The sequence below is a fragment of the Pseudomonas sp. GW821-FHT01C01 genome, assembly GCF_059422645.1.
This window is the reverse complement of the sequence record NZ_JBWKXF010000001.1, coordinates 288,860-304,683: the sequence shown is the minus strand read 5'-3', so window position 1 is coordinate 304,683 and position 15,824 is coordinate 288,860. Positions and strand designations below refer to the sequence as shown.

Annotated in this window: 12 protein-coding genes and 1 pseudogene; 7 read left to right on the top strand and 6 right to left on the bottom strand. The window is 53.2% G+C overall.

Annotated elements, in window-relative coordinates; all coding sequences use genetic code 11:
* Window positions 1–404: 404 nt before the first annotated feature.
* Window positions 405–1,295: a LysR family transcriptional regulator gene (locus tag AC07XF_RS01210; protein WP_218534915.1), complete on the bottom strand. Its 891-nt coding sequence runs from the start codon at window positions 1,293–1,295 to the stop codon at window positions 405–407.
* Window positions 1,296–1,404: 109 nt separating this feature from the next.
* Here AC07XF_RS01210 and AC07XF_RS01205 point away from each other — a divergent pair, with 109 nt between their 5' ends.
* Complete coding sequence (locus AC07XF_RS01205) at window positions 1,405–2,412, top strand: zinc-binding alcohol dehydrogenase family protein (RefSeq protein ID WP_116579514.1); 1,008 nt, start codon at window positions 1,405–1,407, stop codon at window positions 2,410–2,412.
* Window positions 2,413–2,494: 82 nt separating this feature from the next.
* A complete protein-coding gene (locus AC07XF_RS01200) occupies window positions 2,495–2,803 on the top strand; it encodes a putative quinol monooxygenase (RefSeq protein ID WP_008155402.1) in 309 nt (102 codons plus the stop codon).
* 54 nt (window positions 2,804–2,857) lie between these two features.
* Here AC07XF_RS01200 and AC07XF_RS01195 read toward each other — a convergent pair whose 3' ends face one another.
* On the bottom strand, window positions 2,858–3,841 hold the full coding sequence (locus tag AC07XF_RS01195) for an LLM class oxidoreductase (protein WP_116579513.1): 984 nt from the start codon (window positions 3,839–3,841) through the stop codon (window positions 2,858–2,860).
* Window positions 3,842–4,595: 754 nt separating this feature from the next.
* Between AC07XF_RS01195 and AC07XF_RS01190 the strand changes: the two genes are divergently transcribed.
* Both AC07XF_RS01190 and AC07XF_RS01185 read left to right on the top strand, forming a co-directional pair.
* Window positions 4,596–5,903: an OprD family porin gene (locus AC07XF_RS01190; RefSeq protein ID WP_116579512.1), complete on the top strand. Its 1,308-nt coding sequence runs from the start codon at window positions 4,596–4,598 to the stop codon at window positions 5,901–5,903.
* A gap of 319 nt (window positions 5,904–6,222) precedes the next feature.
* Window positions 6,223–7,038, top strand: a complete 816-nt coding sequence (locus tag AC07XF_RS01185) for a CmcJ/NvfI family oxidoreductase (RefSeq protein ID WP_095966127.1) — start codon at window positions 6,223–6,225, stop codon at window positions 7,036–7,038.
* Window positions 7,039–7,267: 229 nt separating this feature from the next.
* Here the strand turns inward: AC07XF_RS01185 and AC07XF_RS01180 are convergent, their stop codons facing one another.
* From AC07XF_RS01180 to AC07XF_RS01170, 3 genes are all read right to left on the bottom strand, one after another.
* A complete protein-coding gene (locus tag AC07XF_RS01180) occupies window positions 7,268–8,368 on the bottom strand; it encodes a low temperature requirement protein A (protein WP_495025061.1) in 1,101 nt (366 codons plus the stop codon).
* Between the two features lie 518 nt (window positions 8,369–8,886).
* Window positions 8,887–9,414 (bottom strand): DsbA family protein, encoded by a 528-nt coding sequence (locus tag AC07XF_RS01175; RefSeq protein WP_102674089.1) that lies wholly within the window; start codon window positions 9,412–9,414, stop codon window positions 8,887–8,889.
* 11 nt (window positions 9,415–9,425) lie between these two features.
* Window positions 9,426–9,968, bottom strand: a complete 543-nt coding sequence (locus tag AC07XF_RS01170) for a redoxin domain-containing protein (RefSeq protein ID WP_095966124.1) — start codon at window positions 9,966–9,968, stop codon at window positions 9,426–9,428.
* 729 nt (window positions 9,969–10,697) lie between these two features.
* Between AC07XF_RS01170 and AC07XF_RS01165 the strand changes: the two genes are divergently transcribed.
* The 3 genes from AC07XF_RS01165 (at window position 10,698) to AC07XF_RS01155 (ending at window position 14,295) form a co-directional block, all read left to right on the top strand.
* On the top strand, window positions 10,698–13,463 hold the full coding sequence (locus AC07XF_RS01165; RefSeq protein WP_409077326.1) for an ATP-dependent Clp protease ATP-binding subunit: 2,766 nt from the start codon (window positions 10,698–10,700) through the stop codon (window positions 13,461–13,463).
* A 192-nt stretch (window positions 13,464–13,655) separates the two neighbouring features.
* Window positions 13,656–14,066, top strand: a complete 411-nt coding sequence (locus tag AC07XF_RS01160) for a phosphate-starvation-inducible PsiE family protein (RefSeq protein ID WP_165824744.1) — start codon at window positions 13,656–13,658, stop codon at window positions 14,064–14,066.
* 55 nt (window positions 14,067–14,121) lie between these two features.
* Window positions 14,122–14,295 carry an MFS transporter gene (locus AC07XF_RS01155; protein ID WP_141249758.1) on the top strand — a complete coding sequence of 58 codons (174 nt, stop codon included), beginning with the start codon at window positions 14,122–14,124 and terminating at the stop codon, window positions 14,293–14,295.
* Between the two features lie 331 nt (window positions 14,296–14,626).
* Here the strand turns inward: AC07XF_RS01155 and AC07XF_RS01150 are convergent.
* Window positions 14,627–15,044 (bottom strand): annotated as a pseudogene (locus AC07XF_RS01150) (inositol monophosphatase family protein); the annotation flags it as partial.
* Between the last annotated feature and the right edge of the window lie 780 nt (window positions 15,045–15,824).

The following is a 15,824-nucleotide window of genomic DNA, read 5'->3' as shown; positions in this document are numbered from 1 at the left end:
AAGAACATCGGGCTTGCACTTTATAGAATGCTGGTTGACGAAAAAGGCTCAGGTGAGCGAAAAAAAATAGTATCAGATGGGTTGTTATGCTGGCCTATTAAAACACTTGTATTTAAGGTAAATTTTGTGGCCGAAGTAACTGGCCAAAGATTTAGGTCATACCTATGCACTTGCTATAAAGGAAAGGACTGTTAGCCGGCCCTTTACGGTACGGACAGGGAGAAGCTATTGAATTTTTTGTCACCCTTTCAAACGATGGCGGTGTCCTGCGCTACATTTCAGGTGTCATTCCTACCTTGGAGCGTTCTTGGTGAACGATCCGGACATTGTGCTTGGTGAGCGCATTGATCCGCCGAACCACGAAGCGAGGGATGCTCAACAAGCATCAATTGTCGTCATTCGGTTCAACTGCGCTTCAGCGCAGAAAACTGACCACTTAACCACGTATAAAGCTGGGAAACCGCAGGGCTGATCTGCTTGCGATGCGGGCACACCAGACTCAACGGCGAAGCTTCGCCAGGAAAATCCGGCAGCAGCACAAGCAGGCGCCCAGTGGCGATATCGGCACTGACATCCAGCCAGGATTTGTAGGCGATACCGTCACCGTCCAACGACCAGCGTCGCACGACATCGGCGTCATCGCTGAACAGTGGCCCTGAAACCTGCACGGTTTGCCCGCCCAGGTTCCACTTGTCGTAGACCCGGCCATTTTGCAGATAGAGCAGGCAGTGATGCTTGCTCAAGTCATCCGGCGTTTGGGGAGAACCGCAGCGTTTCACATACTCCGGCGAGGCAACCAGAACCCGCTGGTTCCACGGTGCAAGCGGCAGTGCCACGTAGTTGGCGTCTTCATTCGGGCCATATCGAATCGCCACGTCCACCGGGTCGCGAAACAGATTGGCCATCTGGTCTGACAGGAAAAAACGCAACGTCAATTCTGGATGCTGACGGCGGAACAGCGTCAGCCACGGCAGCAGTATGTTGCGCCCCAGATCGGAGGGTGCTGTCACCTGCAGCACGCCCCGCAGCGTGGCGTTCTTACCACGCAAATTTTCCTTGCCTTGCTGCAGGGTCTCAAGCACTGAGTGGGCGGTGGGCAGATATTGCTCGCCTTCGGCAGTCAATCGCAGGCTGCGAGTGGTGCGGGCGAACAGGCGTACGTCCAGCTCGCGCTCCAGACGTTTGATGGCGGCGGCGACCTGACCAGGCAATAGATCAGCCTCCAGCGCCGCTGCGGTGAAACTGCCCAGCGCGGCGCTGCGGATGAATAAACCAAGATCATCGATGCGGATCATTTTCACTCCTGCAGTGAAAGTGTTGGCGCATTCTGCTTGTTTTTCTTTGTACTTGGGAAGTCGAAGATGGCTGCAAACGAGTGCATCACCCTTCAGACAGCGAGTGTTTATGAAAGCCATCACCTTTACCGAACACGCTTTGCCCATCGACAATCCACACGCATTGATCGACATCAGCCTCCCGGTGCCCACGCCTGGTCCACGGGATCTGCTGGTCGAAGTTCGCGCGGTGTCAGTGAATCCGGTCGATACCAAGGTGCGCGCCGGAACTTTCACAAAAGAACCGAAAATCCTCGGCTGGGATGCCACAGGCATTGTCCGCGAGATCGGCTCTGAAGTGACGTTGTTTCAGCCGGGCGATGAAGTGTTCTATGCCGGCTCGATTGCCCGCACCGGCAGCTACAGCGAATTCCATCTGGTCGATGAGCGGATCGTCGGGCACAAGCCTCGGTCATTGAGTGCCGCCGATGCGGCAGCGTTGCCGTTGACCTCGATCACTGCCTGGGAATTGTTGTTTGACCGGCTCGGTGTCGTCGAGGGTTCGGGGGAGGGCAAGTACCTGTTGATCACCGGAGCGGCTGGGGGCGTCGGTTCGATGCTGGTGCAACTGGCACGACAGCTGACCCGCCTTACCGTCATCGGAACTGCCTCACGCCAGGAAACCGCTGATTGGGTGCGGCAGTTGGGCGCGCATCACGTGATTGATCATAGCCAGCCACTGCTCGCACAGTTGCAAGCGCTCGGCGTGCCGGAGATCGACTATGTCGCCAGCCTGACTCACACCGAACAGCACTTTGCACAACTGATCGACGTTCTCAAGCCGCAAGGGCGTCTGGGTGTGATTGACGATCCCGACAGCCTCGACGTGATGCCGCTCAAGCGCAAGTCGCTGTCGTTGCATTGGGAGCTGATGTTCACCCGCTCGCTGTACGAAACCCCGGACATGATCAACCAGCATCACCTGCTCAATCGGGTCAGCGCTCTGATTGACCAAGGTGTTCTTCAAACCACTGTGGGCGAGCACTTCGGTGCGATCAATGCGGCAAACATGCGTCGTGCCCATGCGCTAGTCGAGAGCGGCAAGGCCCGGGGCAAGATCGTTCTCGAAGGTTTCTGATTTCACTTAAGGCGGGTCGCTTGCGGGCCCGCTGAACCGCCTGCGGCATCACTTGCCATTTTTTAATGTTGGAGCGTTGACGATGAATTCGTCCAGTAACGTGTTGGTATCGATTGCCGTGCTAAAGGCCAAGGCAGGCAAAGAGCTGGCATTGAAACAAGAACTGCTGGCGTTGGTAGAGCCGACCCGAGCAGAGCCGGGCAATCTCGATTATGTGTTGTTCAAGCTGCGCGACGAGCAGGACACGTTCTACATGCGCGAGGCTTTCAGGGATCAGACGGCGCTGGATGCGCATTTTTCGATGCCTTACTTTCAGCGCTTTGCCGCCACGGCAGATGACCTGCTCGAAGAGCCGTTGCAACTGATATTCCTTGAGCAGGTATCGGCCTGATGATTCAACCAGTTGAACCGCACCACCTCGGCCGGCGTGGAGGCGGCCGGCGGATCAATTCGCTTCAGGACGCGGCTGTACTCCGAATTGCGGAACGATGTGAGTCCCCAGCTCCTCAATGACTTGCGCAGCAGGGCGCTTTCCGTATTTGAGATTCAGGATAACGTGGTCCACTCCGATTTCCTCAAGCGACTCCAGCAAAAACCGGAGATGGTAGTGTCCAAGTTTGAACCCCAAATGAATGCGAGTGGGCGGCGTGGACGGGTTCTCATCGAGGTCGATGTAAAGCGACTGAGTGAAGGGCTTATAGACTGAACCACATTGCTTCATGACCTCCAGCCGCCAATCTTCCACGATCAGTCGCTGCATGTTCGGCGCACGTGGATAGTTGATCCATCCGGTGCTTTCGCGCGCGATCCAATCCAGTGACTGGCGACTATTCCCGGTCACGAGCATTGGAATAACTTGGGTCGTGGGTTTCGGAATGAGGTCTGCGCCCTGCATCTCACCATCGCTCCAGCGAATGGGCTCGAAGCTGGTGCTGTGGGCTCTGCGAATCACCTCGTAATGCTCCCGAAAGATTTCTGCGCGCCTTTCGGGATCAACGCCAAAAGCCGAAAACTCCACAGGGCGATCGCCGGAAGCTACACCCAGAATCAAGCGACCTGCGCTCAACTGATCGACGCTGGCTGATGCCTTGGCCGTGTGCAGAGGATGGTGTAACGGGATGGCAATGGATGCGGTGCCAAGCGCTATCTCTGACGTGTGGGCGGCCATATAGCCCAGGTAAACCCAGGGGTCGAAGACTTGGCCGACATCACCGAAATTAGGGTCTCGAAGAGGCACATCGCGAAACCAGAGCGCGCAGAAGCCCAGCGCCTCCGCTCGTTTGGCCAATGCGACCTGGTTGAGCATGCTCGGAGTGTCCCCATCGAAGGCCTCCAAAGGAAAGAACAATCCCAGGCTCAAATGACCCGGAGTGAAGGTTCGGCTGAACCCTCGATGCTCCTGATAAGGAATCGTGCTCGGCCGATACATACTCATCTTCCTCAAGGGGGAGAACGTGAACAGCGCCCCTGTTTCCAGAGGTGCTGCGGCATCGGTCGCTTGGGAACGACAGGTGGGGTAGTGGGTGCAATCTTTGCCCGTTGCGCCGTACATGCTGGTCGGGTCGACCGGAGTGAGGGGCCAGTTGCTGGCGATACGCGCGGGCAGGTCCAGATTAGCATTGAGCGGACGGTCAAAATAAATCAGATCGTACCAACCCGATACATCGCCTGAGCAAACGCATGGGGACCATCCAACAAGCGTAGGCGGCATTGCGGGGAACCGCCATGTTCGTCGTCCGTCTCGGTACCTGTTGCAGATGATTACACCGCAGTCTGGGCCTTGGACGTCGTGATCGCCGCGCCGCGGGTTGCTATAGAGGACAGTCGTCAGGTCAGCCCGCTGAGCCTTTGGGTACTCGACCGACAATTGGGTCCGGCCCCAATCCTGAAATTCAGACGATAAGATAAATTTTCAGACCGCAACGCAGAACTCCATTTCCCCAGGCAAGGCACTCCCTGCGCCTTTCTCACACAATCCGCTCTATCACTAGCGCGTTGCATAACAGAAACAGGTGCGATGAGCGACTTTGGAACTTGCATTAACAATATTAACTTGATGCAGGAGGGGCGAGGCATCGTCGATTTCTCGTTTTCAGCAGGATATTAAGAATAATAAAAAACGCGCACCTGAAAATCTTGCGTTGCTTCTATTACTTTAAAATAACAAATGGAGCGCTATATAAATGAGTGGAAAAACAATAACTGCAAGTTCGGTGTTTTTTAGTATTACCCTGAGTGCCCAGGTGCATGCGGACTTCCTGAGTGACAGCAAAGCCACCTTGGGAATGAGAAACTTCTACTTCAATAACGACAACCGCGATGGCGTTGCCGCACCTTCCAAAACCGAAGAATGGGCGCAGGGTTTCACGCTGGACTTCAAATCGGGCTATACCGATGGAATAGTTGGCTTTGGTGTCGATGGCCTGGGGTTGCTGGGAGTTACCTTGGACAGTGGCAAAGGACGGCATGTCGGTAGCAGCATGATGCCTTCTGACAGTGACAACCGCGCCGTCGACGAGTGGAGCCGGCTGGGGCTGACCGTAAAAGTCAAGATGTCGAAAACTGAACTTCGCTACGGCACTTTGATTCCCAAACTCCCAATTCTGGTCGCCAACGACGGGCGCGTGCTTCCACAAACCTTCGAGGGCGGTCAAATCACCTCGAGCGAGTTCAAAGGGTTGACCTTGACTGGAGGTCGTATCGAACATGCAACAGGACGTGGTTCGAGCGATCAGACGGGGTTGGCAGTTGCCGGTGGTACGCGGGAAAGCAATCAGTTTGACTTCGCCGGGGGCGATTGGAACGTTACCAAGGTTCTGACAGCTCAGTACTACTACGCCAGCCTCGACAACTACTATACGCAGCATTTTATGGGATTAATTCACACCCTTGCCCTCTCGGACAATCAGTCCCTTAAAACCGACCTGCGCTATTTCAAAACTGACTCGTCAGGGGCAAATAGCTCCGGGACGTCAGGCTACAGAATGAGTGGCTACACCAAAAACGGTAGTGGAGAGATCGACAACCGTACCTGGAGTGCCGCGTTGATTTACACACTGGGTGGTCACGCGATTACTGCGGGGTACCAAAGTGTGTCAGATGGCAGCAACTTCACTCAACTCAATCAGGGTAGCCTGACTGACAAGGGCGCCGGTGGAGCAAGCCTGTACTTGTATACAGACCGCCTTATCCAAACTTTCACCCGCGCAGGCGAGCGCACAGCTTTCGGTCAGTATGCTTACGACTTCGCCGCTCTGGGTGTCCCTGGCCTGAAAGGATCGGTCATGTACCTCTCCGGTGATAATATTAAAACTACGTCAGGCAACAACCAAAAGGAATGGGAAAGAGACATTAGTCTGGACTACGTTCTTCAATCCGGAGCGCTCAAAGGCGTAGGGTTCGGCTGGCGTAACGGCAAGTCCAACAGCGAAGCATCTCGTAACGTAGATCAGAATCGTGTTTTTGTGAGTTATAGCATTCCGCTTTTCTAGATAGTGGTGCGGGAAGTTTGATTCAACCAACGTCCGAACCCGTCATGGCAGACAAACGAATGTAAAGGGCGGGCCGGGATATCGGATGCTCATGATCGGCGCAGACCCGGAGTGCGACGCGCCAGTCATGGTCAAGCTGGTCGTCGATGCCGAGGTAACAGTGGTCCTTTTTTACCAGTCGGGAGCCATGCACCTCGGGCTAAATTTGATAGTGTCCATTCGAAGGCATACGATTGAGCGGGAAGGTGCCTACGTACAAGTTACAGCTCCGCCACGGTGACACCACGCCTGAAGCGGTCAGCAGACTGGGAGGTGTTACTTGAAGCACACAACTGATACGCCCGCTAGCGTCATCACGACACTTACCTACCTGGTCAAGCACGATGCGAAGCCCTATGTGCATACCGAGGCTCTGACCGGTAACAGTGAACCGCACTATTTTGCTGAGCAGGAGGAGCGCGAGGTCACGATACGCAACGGTCGTCCGTTGGCAGACAGCCTGTCTCTGGACAAGCAGGGGTTTGAACTCCATCGGCGGGATACGGTGGTCGAGGATCTCTACGACGATACCTCAGTGGAAAGCATCTACTATGACGAGGTCAAGGCCTTGATCAAGGAGTTGACGGGCGCGAGCCGGGTCGTCATCTTCGACCACACCAGGCGCAGCGACGCCGAGCGGCGGGATATTCGCGGTCCAGCCAGCCGTGTGCATAATGACTACACCGACCGCTCGGGGCCTGAGCGTATTCGCGACGTGCTGGGTCAGGATCAAGCCGCCGCACTGGTGTCGGTGGCCCAGATTAACCTCTGGCGCCCGATGAGCGGGCCCGTCAAGCGCTCACCGCTGGCCGTGTTGGACGCCTCGACGCTCAACTCCAATGACCTGCTGGCCACCGACTTGGTCTATCCGGATCGTATCGGTGAGATCTACCACCTGGCCTACAATCCGCAACAGCGCTGGTACTATTTTCCGGACATGCGCCGTGACGAAGTCTTGCTGATCAAGGGGTATGACTCACGTTACGACGGCCGTGCCCGCTTCACGCCCCATACCGCCTTCAAAGACCCCAATACGCCGCCGGGAGCCCCGCCGCGCGAGAGTATCGAAGTTCGCACCCTGGCCTTCTTTGATTAGGTTTTTGCCGCTTGGCGCGGGCCTCCCGCCGCGCGGTGTTCCCCCCCGTGCTTTACCATGCGACCACCCGCTTCTCGTTGGTAGGGATGTATAGCGACTGGGTGAAGGGTTTGAACAGCTAACCACATTCAGCACGATCCGCAGTGCGCCAGTCCTCGACAATCAGCTGCTGAGTCTTTGGTGCGCGCGGATAGCTGATCCACCCGTGATATGGCCCAACTTTAAAGATTCAACGATACCTGAAGTTTAATAAAACATAACAGATCATGGTTGCTGTCAGGCCGACCAATATGTACTCGACGCGGGGTAGGAATATAACCAAACCACCTAGAGAAAACACGATCAAGGTGTTTTGTAGTATGTATTTCCTTATTTTAGGTACCGCTATGAAGTAGCCATATTGCTTGCCTAAGAAAAATAAGGCCATGCCGGTGATTGACGTAATCTGGAAATCGCGCATCGCAATGTCATTCAGGATCGCATGCCTGATCAAATTTGCGAGAAGTGCTAGCCCCATAAACAGAAAAAGGTGCGAGTAGATTAAGGAGTGTCCACTCATACTACTTTCATTTTTGCTCAGTAGGTAAAAGCTATCAAAATAGATCCACCAGATACTGCAAATCATGATAAATCCGGTGATTGCCGCCATCACATTATAACGATCCCATTGGATGTCAGATAACCCTACAGAAAGGCTAATTACCGACTCGCCCAATAAGATAAGGGTTAGTAAACCTAGTCGTTCAACCAAGTGTTCTGTATGTGCGGGCAATGGCTTTAGCTTACCCCAAGAAAATAAAGGGAGCAGAATGTCAAGAAAAATCCCAATGTAAGCGACAAGGTAACGCATAGGTGGGTCAAAAAGAATGGATGAAAGACTAATCACTGCGCTAACTAACAGGGCGAAGCCAAGCCTGGAGGAGAATTCGCTACGGTGATCAAATTTATTTATGGACGAAATGTACATAATGCTGATGATGGCACGTATACCAAAATAGCAGGCAATAACAAGCGCAAAGTTTACTTCCAATTCTTCCCCAATCCGTGCAGACAGCACAATGAGCAGCAACATTAAAAATAATGTTGCCAAGCGGTGAAGGCTACTGTCTGTATCAAACCTATTTGAGTAAATCGTGTGGCTGGACCAGATCCACCATAATGGAACAAAAAGCAGTAAAAATGTCCATAATTGCTCCTGTTCAAAGTGGCCGTGATGAAGATGTCCGAGAGTATGCGTAACCTTGCCAATTGCTACAACAAAAATCAGGTCAAAAAACAACTCTAACCATGTGGCGTGTCGATTTTTTTCATAATACTTCAAAGATTTCATTCGCTGCTGGCTCCGTGTGCACCTCTTTAATGTAGAAGGAAACTAACGGATAAGCGAACGGGTGGACGGGTATAGGCGTCAACCTTGGGGGCGGTCGCAAAAACTGAGTGCAACACCTGACCTAGTCCACCACCACGTCTGTTAGTACGGTCAATACAGAATCCAGCGTGCCATCGGGCCGATAGCAACATTGCGCACGGGCGGACCTTAACGGGCAACTGGGCTGCTGTTCCGCCAACCATTCATTCAGCGCCTCGACCAGGACACGCGCCTCGACTATGGAATCTTCCGAGCTGTCAAAAATTAACATCGCCATTTTTTATGTCCTCGGTTCTCTGGGCTGATATTTTCGTGCCGCTGCTTTATGAGCGATGCTTATCGTTGGCAGCACCGCGGATTCTTCAATCTCCCGTATTGAAATATTATCGAATGCACACCTGGTGCGCTGCGCAATGGGGCACGTTCGCCCTCGGCTACGGTGTGGGTGATGCCAAGCGATTCTCTATCTAGCGATTTCGTCAACTCACTAACGAAAGCTCAATCATCTGACTCATCTCGGTGAACTCTGGAGCCCCGTCATAGCGAAGCCCGTCAATGTAAAACGCTGGGGTGCCATTCACGCCGCTCCGTACGCCGCCATTAAAATCGGATTTTATTTTGGGTATGTAAGTGCCGTCCTGCATAGCAACATAGAGTTCTTCGCTGGAGAGGCCGTGTTTTAGAACGATGGCCCCAAACAGCGGCAGGCCCAATCGATCTTGATTTTCATACAATTCGTCGTGAGCCTCCCAGAAGAATCCTCGACTCCCGGCATACTCAGCGGTGACGGCTGCACCCATCGCATGCGGGTGAGCGGTGGTCAGTGGAAAGTTACGGAACACAAACTGCAGATCATCGCGAAAATGCTGCTGTAGCTTTTTGACGACCCAATACGCTAAACCGCAGTAGGGACATTCATAGTCGCCAAATTCCACCAAGGTGACTTTGGCATGCCCACTTCCTTGGCGATGGTCGTTGGCACTTACCGGGACTTTGAGAGTGGCCATGTGATCACCTGCTAATTTTTGGTTGGCGCGCTTTGGGGCGAACTCGCCAGAGCATCCAGCGCATCCAGAATGCCGTCCGCCCCAGGGTTGATTGCCATCGGTGAGATGTAGCTCCAGGCGATCACTCCCTCCTTGTCAATCACGAACAGCGCCCGCTTACAAACTCCCAGGTGGGAGTCGTACGCTCCATACTGTCGAGCCACAGCCCCTTTGGGCTCAAAATCGGCGAGCAGGCTGAAGTGAAAATTCCGATCTTTGGAAAAGGCCTGATGACACCAAGCGCTGTCAACCGAGATACCCAGTAGCGTCGCACCGTATTCTCTGAATGTGGGTAGCAACTGGTTGTATAAGGTCAGTTGGTCGCCACAAACAGAAGTCCAGTCTGCGGGATAAAACGCCAGTATCACGGGATTTCCCTTTAGCTCGCGTAGCGACAACTGCTGATCAGGGGTCGCGTACAGCGAGAAGCCGGGCGCGACAGTGCCGGCTGACAGCGGCCCCTGAACCAGGTCGTCATTCGTTTCTTTTGCAACATCCAATTCTGAAGTGTTCATTGCTTGAGCCCTGATAGATAGGTGGGTGGGATCTACTCAGGGGGGATACGACTTTCCCGGCGGGATAACTCCATCCACCATCAAGGGATTTATAAAGGCAACGATGCCTCGATCTCAGCCTGAGCCTGAGTGTTTTCGGCAGCGAAACGTTCACGATCCGCGTCAAGAAGCACGACGACGTTCGCCGTGCTTTCGCGGTATTTGGATTGAGGGCCATGTGGGTAGCGCAACGGCAGGATTCGCTCTGGCTCACCAATGACTATAGTCGCTGTTGTCGCTTGCCGTAGTCGCTGAACGCATTTTCGGTTTCCACAGCAAGGCCTCGCGCTAATTCTGTTGCCCATCCGCCTTCACCGTAATCGCCCGATCCTCTCATTGCTGATCGATTCGCCCCCGCGAATCCCGACATCAAAGCGTTGCTCGATCACTGGTGATTCCCTAGCCTCAATTGCTGATGAGTTGGTGGTTTACGACTGGCGGTATTTTTGAGCACGAATTTATCAGACGTCGTTCGTCGGTATCCTGGGTCGCCCATAGCGTGTTTTGATGAGATCCGACTATCTTGATTGGATGGCATCGTCTGTCGTGACTGCCATTCCCCGCAACATAATCGTCTTCCTGATCAAGCTCAGCGTAATGCGGATCTCATGTCCCAGCTTCTTGTGCATCGTTTACAGGGAAGTAGATCCATCTGAATGAGTTCGTGTTATCCACCTTTGGAGACAACTCATCATGGCTACTCTCTGTGAAATATGTAATGCGAGACCAGCGGTCGCGCGAGTGACCGTATCGCAAAATGGCCAAGCCAGGACAATGTCCATTTGCGACCACGATTACCGTCAACTCTTACGCCATCAAAGCATGTTGAATCCATTCGATTCTCTGCTGGGCGGGGGAGTGTCTCGCTTTTTCGACAGCATGGGCGGAGCAAAGGATCAGGGGGGCGATGACTTCAGGCTCTCTGCGCAAGTGCCTCGAGAATCTGTCGATGCAACCGATGCATTCAGTTCCCAGACGCTGGAAATCCTGCAACGCGCGGGTGAAAAAGCCCATGAGCTCAACCGTAGCGAGCTCGATACCGAGCACTTGTTGTATGTGCTGGCGGATACCGATGTGGGTACGGCGTTGCTCAAGGAGCTGAAGCTTTCTGCGGACGAGATCAAAGGCTACATCGATCAACATGCTCAGAAAGGCACGGCGCAGGACCAGTCCCCGGTGGACCGGATGAGCATTTCGCCCCGGTTGAAGAAAGTGTTCAATTCTGCGTTCCAGGCCTCTCGTGATTTAGGACATTCGTACGTTGGCCCGGAGCATCTGTTGATCGGACTTGCCTCTGTACCAGACAGTATTGCCGGGACATTGCTTAAAAAATACGGCGTAACGCCTGAAGCCTTGCGGCAGAAGGTGGTCAAGGTAGTGGGTAAGGGCGCTGAGGATGGGCGAGTCGATACCCCGACGGGAACACCGACACTCGACAAGTTCGGTCGCGACCTGACGTCACTGGCTCGTGAGGGCAAACTCGATCCCGTACTGGGGCGCGCGCAGGAAATCGAAAATACCATTGAGGTGCTGGCGCGGCGCAGAAAGAACAATCCAGTTCTTATCGGCGAACCTGGCGTCGGTAAAACCGCCATCGTCGAAGGGCTTGCACAACGAATAGTGAAGGGCGATGTCCCTGAGATCTTGCGTGGCAGACGGCTTGTTGAAGTCAATCTGAACTCAATGGTTGCGGGCTCTAAATATCGTGGTGAATTTGAGGAGCGAGCCAAGCAACTGCTTGATGAAGTCGCCGCAAAAAGCTCGGAGCTTATTCTGTTCATCGATGAGTTACACACGATCGTTGGCGCGGGGCAGGGTGGTGAGGAGGGCGGCCTGGATATTGCCAACGTATTGAAACCCGCATTGGCGCGCGGGGAGCTTAGTTTGATCGGTGCGACGACACTCAATGAATATCAAAAGCACATCGAAAAAGACGCAGCGCTTGAACGACGCTTTCAGCCTGTGTTGATATCCGAGCCCACCGTAGAACAGACCATCATTATCCTGCGTGGGCTGCGCGACAAGCTTGAGGCTCACCATCAGGTCACATTCGCCGATGAAGCATTTGTGGCGGCAGCAGAGCTGTCGGATCGTTACATCACCTCGCGCTATCTACCGGATAAAGCCATTGACCTGATCGATCAGGCAGCGGCCCGGGTTCGAATCAGTTCCTCCTCGAGGCCGGCTGGCATTCAGGAGTTGGAAGCCGAAATCACCCAACTTAAACGTGAACAGGACTATGCATCCTCCCGTAAACGATTTGATGAATCCAAAGGCTTCGAAGAACGCATTGGTCAAAAACAAGCGCAACTGGGAGAGGAAACAGAAGCCTGGGAGCGCAAGACAGGCTCCGAAACCCTTGAGGTGACCCTGGAGTCGATTGCCGAGGTACTGTCCCGTCTCACCGGGATTCCTGTGACCGAGCTTACGCAGGAGGAGCGTCAAAAGCTGTTGAATATGGAAGACACATTGCGTGATCGGCTGGTCGGGCAGGAAGATGCTGTTCGCGCGGTCAGCGATGCCGTTCGTTTGTCTCGAGCCGGCCTTGGCCAAGCCAACAGACCGATTGCCACGTTTCTCTTTCTTGGCCCTACGGGCGTCGGCAAAACCGAACTAGCCAAAGCGTTGGCGGAAACGGTGTTTGGTGACGAGCAATCGATCATTCGTATTGATATGTCGGAGTACATGGAGCGTCATGCGGTTGCCCGGTTGATCGGTGCGCCACCCGGTTACGTGGGATACGACGAAGGCGGGCAGTTGACAGAGCGTGTCCGCCGCAAGCCCTACAGTGTGATTCTGCTCGACGAGATCGAGAAGGCGCATCCCGACGTGAACAACGTATTGCTGCAGGTATTCGACGATGGGCGTCTCACGGACGGCAAGGGGCGTGTTGTGGACTTCAGCAATACGATCATTATCGCCACCAGCAACCTGGGCTCTCCCATTATCATGGAGAATCTTGAGCGCCCTGAAGATGAACGCCTTACGGATAAAGCGTTACGTGATGAATTAATGGGAGTCTTGAAAGGGCATTTTCGTCCCGAATTCCTGAACCGTATTGATGACATCATCGTGTTCCATGCCCTTACCCGTGACAACATCCGATCGATTGTGAGCATTCAGCTTGATCGGGTCATTCGAACCGCATCTGCACAGAACATCACAGTGAAAATTGATGACTCACTCATTGATCACCTGGCGGATGTTGGTTATCAGCCTGAGTTTGGCGCGCGTGAGTTGAAACGTCAGATTCGCCAGGCCGTCGAAACGCGGCTTGCGAAGGAAATGCTCGCTGACAAGCTGCAAGCCGGCGACAGCGTTGAGTTGGGTTACGACAAGGAGCGTAGCGAAGTGGTCTTCAATAAGGTGGAGGTGGATGCGCCAAAGACCGCCGAAAAGGGTAGTCCTCCAGACCAGCCAGATGATCTGGCACCTGTTGCGGAGACTGGGACTTAGCCTCAACACACTCACGTAACCTGGGAGCGGGCCTGTTGATCACGACGTGCAATGATGAACTGGATCCTCAAATGCCTGGATGAGCCCGGCAGGCTGAAGACGCAAGTGTGGAGGATTATCGTGCCAAAACCTGATTCTGAAGGGCGTGAGCGCAACTCGACGCTGAAAAATTTCAGACTTCAGTGGGCGCTGATGAATGCTTACGAACGTTTCGAACAATTGGTTGTTCTTGCGCTCAGTCTCATCATCGCGTCTGTGATTTTGATGGCGCTACTGCAGCTCTGTCGCAGGGTTGTGCCGTTGGTGATCGGTGGTGCGATTGACCCTCTAGATCACGATGTTTTCCAGGCCCTCTTTGGTTCAATCTTCACCGTGCTGATAGCCCTGGAGTTTAAGCATTCGATTGTACGCCCGGCCCTACGACGCAACAGCATCGTTCAGGTTCGCACAGTGCTGTTGATCGCCTTGCTGGCGCTCAGCCGGAAGTTCGTTATTCTCGATTCTGCCGCTACTCCTGCGCTCACCATTGCCGCACTAGGATTTGCCACCCTGGTGCTCGGCATCGTCTGCTGGCTCTTACGAGAGCGTGATCAGGATGAATAGCTACAAGGGTTACGCAATGCCGACAATTTTTTAGCGAGAGCACCCCGGTATAGCCGTGCCGTACGCATTATCAGTGACACTGTGTGGCGGAACCGCACCGTATCTTATGGCCGCGATGGCCGGATGGGGCTATGGGCACTTGTTCTGGATCTACCTGACGGTGATCAGCGCCATCAGTGCCGTGGTCTATTTGCGCATGCCAGAAACCAAGGACCTGCCACTGCGCTAATTGTTTAGAGTTACACCGATACAACCAAACGCCTGATGCACCGCATCGGGCGTTTGGTATTTCAGTAATGAATAAGAAGGGCGAGGGCGGTTTTCGCTGTTGCACAATGCTTCAATGCGATTAAAATCTATCCAAACTTAGCTCAACTAAATAGACGTTTAGTTGAGTTATGGTCATGATCTTAACTAAACTCTACAAACAGACCGCATTTAGCTGACCATCGCCCCCAAGAACCACACTCAAAGTTCTTGCCAACAATTTGATAGCTCTGACCAATTTCGATGAAGTAACTTCATACAGGCGATTGGTGCCCCTCCAAAGCTCCAACCTCTAAATCTCTTTGGCTAAGATCTACGTCCACCGGCTGGCCATTACGCAATAGGTAAGGCATACCCTCAGCCCAAGCGAGGCAGTCCTTACCACGGTCTTCTGTTATCGGCGCGTAAACCACACCTAGAACTGGGATCGAATGTCGTAGTAGGCCGACAGAAATTGATGAGCCTTTGACGCCTATTAAAAAATCGCTTGTGCCGTCGTTTGGATCGATTACCCAGCACCACGGGTGCCCGGTTAATACATGCCCCGTTTCCTCCCCCCCAAAAATCACATTTGAGCAATTGCAGTAGGGGATCGCGCAGACGCTCCTCAATCTCGATATCCACATCTGCCTTATTGCCCTGACCACGTACTCCAGAAGGCCTTTGCCATTCGGCGATTAGTAGTTCACCAGCAAGTGAAACCTCGGCTATCCGCTGAACTTTTTTTTCTACTAAGGTCTAGTGCTACGTAAAAATCTGCGCCTTCCTAGCCTTGGTGAAAGTCCAGGATTTACGTAGGCCGCCGCGTGGATGGGTGACCGCTGAAACTGCCGTGCTAGAGCCGTTATGCGACCTGTAGTCCACTATAATTTTTAAATGTCGATTAGCGACTCTGTCTAATTTTTAAATGTTGGCGCTCAATTGTCTGCCGTTGGATCGAAGACAGTTGATTTAGACGCGTCCAGTGGTAAACAACAAATGAAATCGATGGAAGCTCTGAATCAGTGGGCGCTAAGCTACCGCCGGGAAAATTAACGAACCCTGAATATGGTGTAGCCCATCTTGTTGATTTGCTGAGGATTATAGTTTTTAAATGCGTTTTTATAATTTTTAGATGATCCTCACACGTTTCATATTTAGCTTTATCTGACCACCAGACGCTCCCACGTCCGTACAGGGCGATACGCATAATGTATATTATGTTAAATCATATACGCATTTCCACTGCCATCGGTGCTTACGAGTTTGAATCCCTTACCCGCTCCCTTGCGACTCCGCAAAATTGAAACTATTTGCCCCACGCCGCCCTTGAAATCCGTTCCTTTCGAGTAAATTTGAAATTCTCGCGTAGATAATTCCGCAAATATGAAACTCTCGGGAGCTGCAATGAGCTTCCCTCTGTCCAGCAATACCTCAAGAGTTTTGTACACCGAACAGATTCTCGAAATTTTCAGAATGTAAAACTCAAAACTGGTATCGCCGTTACCGCTT

Bases quoted from the DNA above. Each gene is read 5' to 3' on its own strand.
- AC07XF_RS01210 (WP_218534915.1), bottom strand. From the start codon at position 1,295: ATGATCCGCATCGATGATCTTGGTTTATTCATCCGCAGCGCCGCGCTG.
- AC07XF_RS01205 (WP_116579514.1), top strand. From the start codon at position 1,405: ATGAAAGCCATCACCTTTACCGAACACGCTTTGCCCATCGACAATCCA.
- AC07XF_RS01200 (WP_008155402.1), top strand. From the start codon at position 2,495: ATGAATTCGTCCAGTAACGTGTTGGTATCGATTGCCGTGCTAAAGGCC.
- AC07XF_RS01195 (WP_116579513.1), bottom strand. From the start codon at position 3,841: ATGTATCGGCCGAGCACGATTCCTTATCAGGAGCATCGAGGGTTCAGC.
- AC07XF_RS01190 (WP_116579512.1), top strand. From the start codon at position 4,596: ATGAGTGGAAAAACAATAACTGCAAGTTCGGTGTTTTTTAGTATTACC.
- AC07XF_RS01180 (WP_495025061.1), bottom strand. From the start codon at position 8,368: ATGAAATCTTTGAAGTATTATGAAAAAAATCGACACGCCACATGGTTA.
- AC07XF_RS01175 (WP_102674089.1), bottom strand. From the start codon at position 9,414: ATGGCCACTCTCAAAGTCCCGGTAAGTGCCAACGACCATCGCCAAGGA.
- AC07XF_RS01170 (WP_095966124.1), bottom strand. From the start codon at position 9,968: ATGAACACTTCAGAATTGGATGTTGCAAAAGAAACGAATGACGACCTG.
- AC07XF_RS01160 (WP_165824744.1), top strand. From the start codon at position 13,656: ATGAATGCTTACGAACGTTTCGAACAATTGGTTGTTCTTGCGCTCAGT.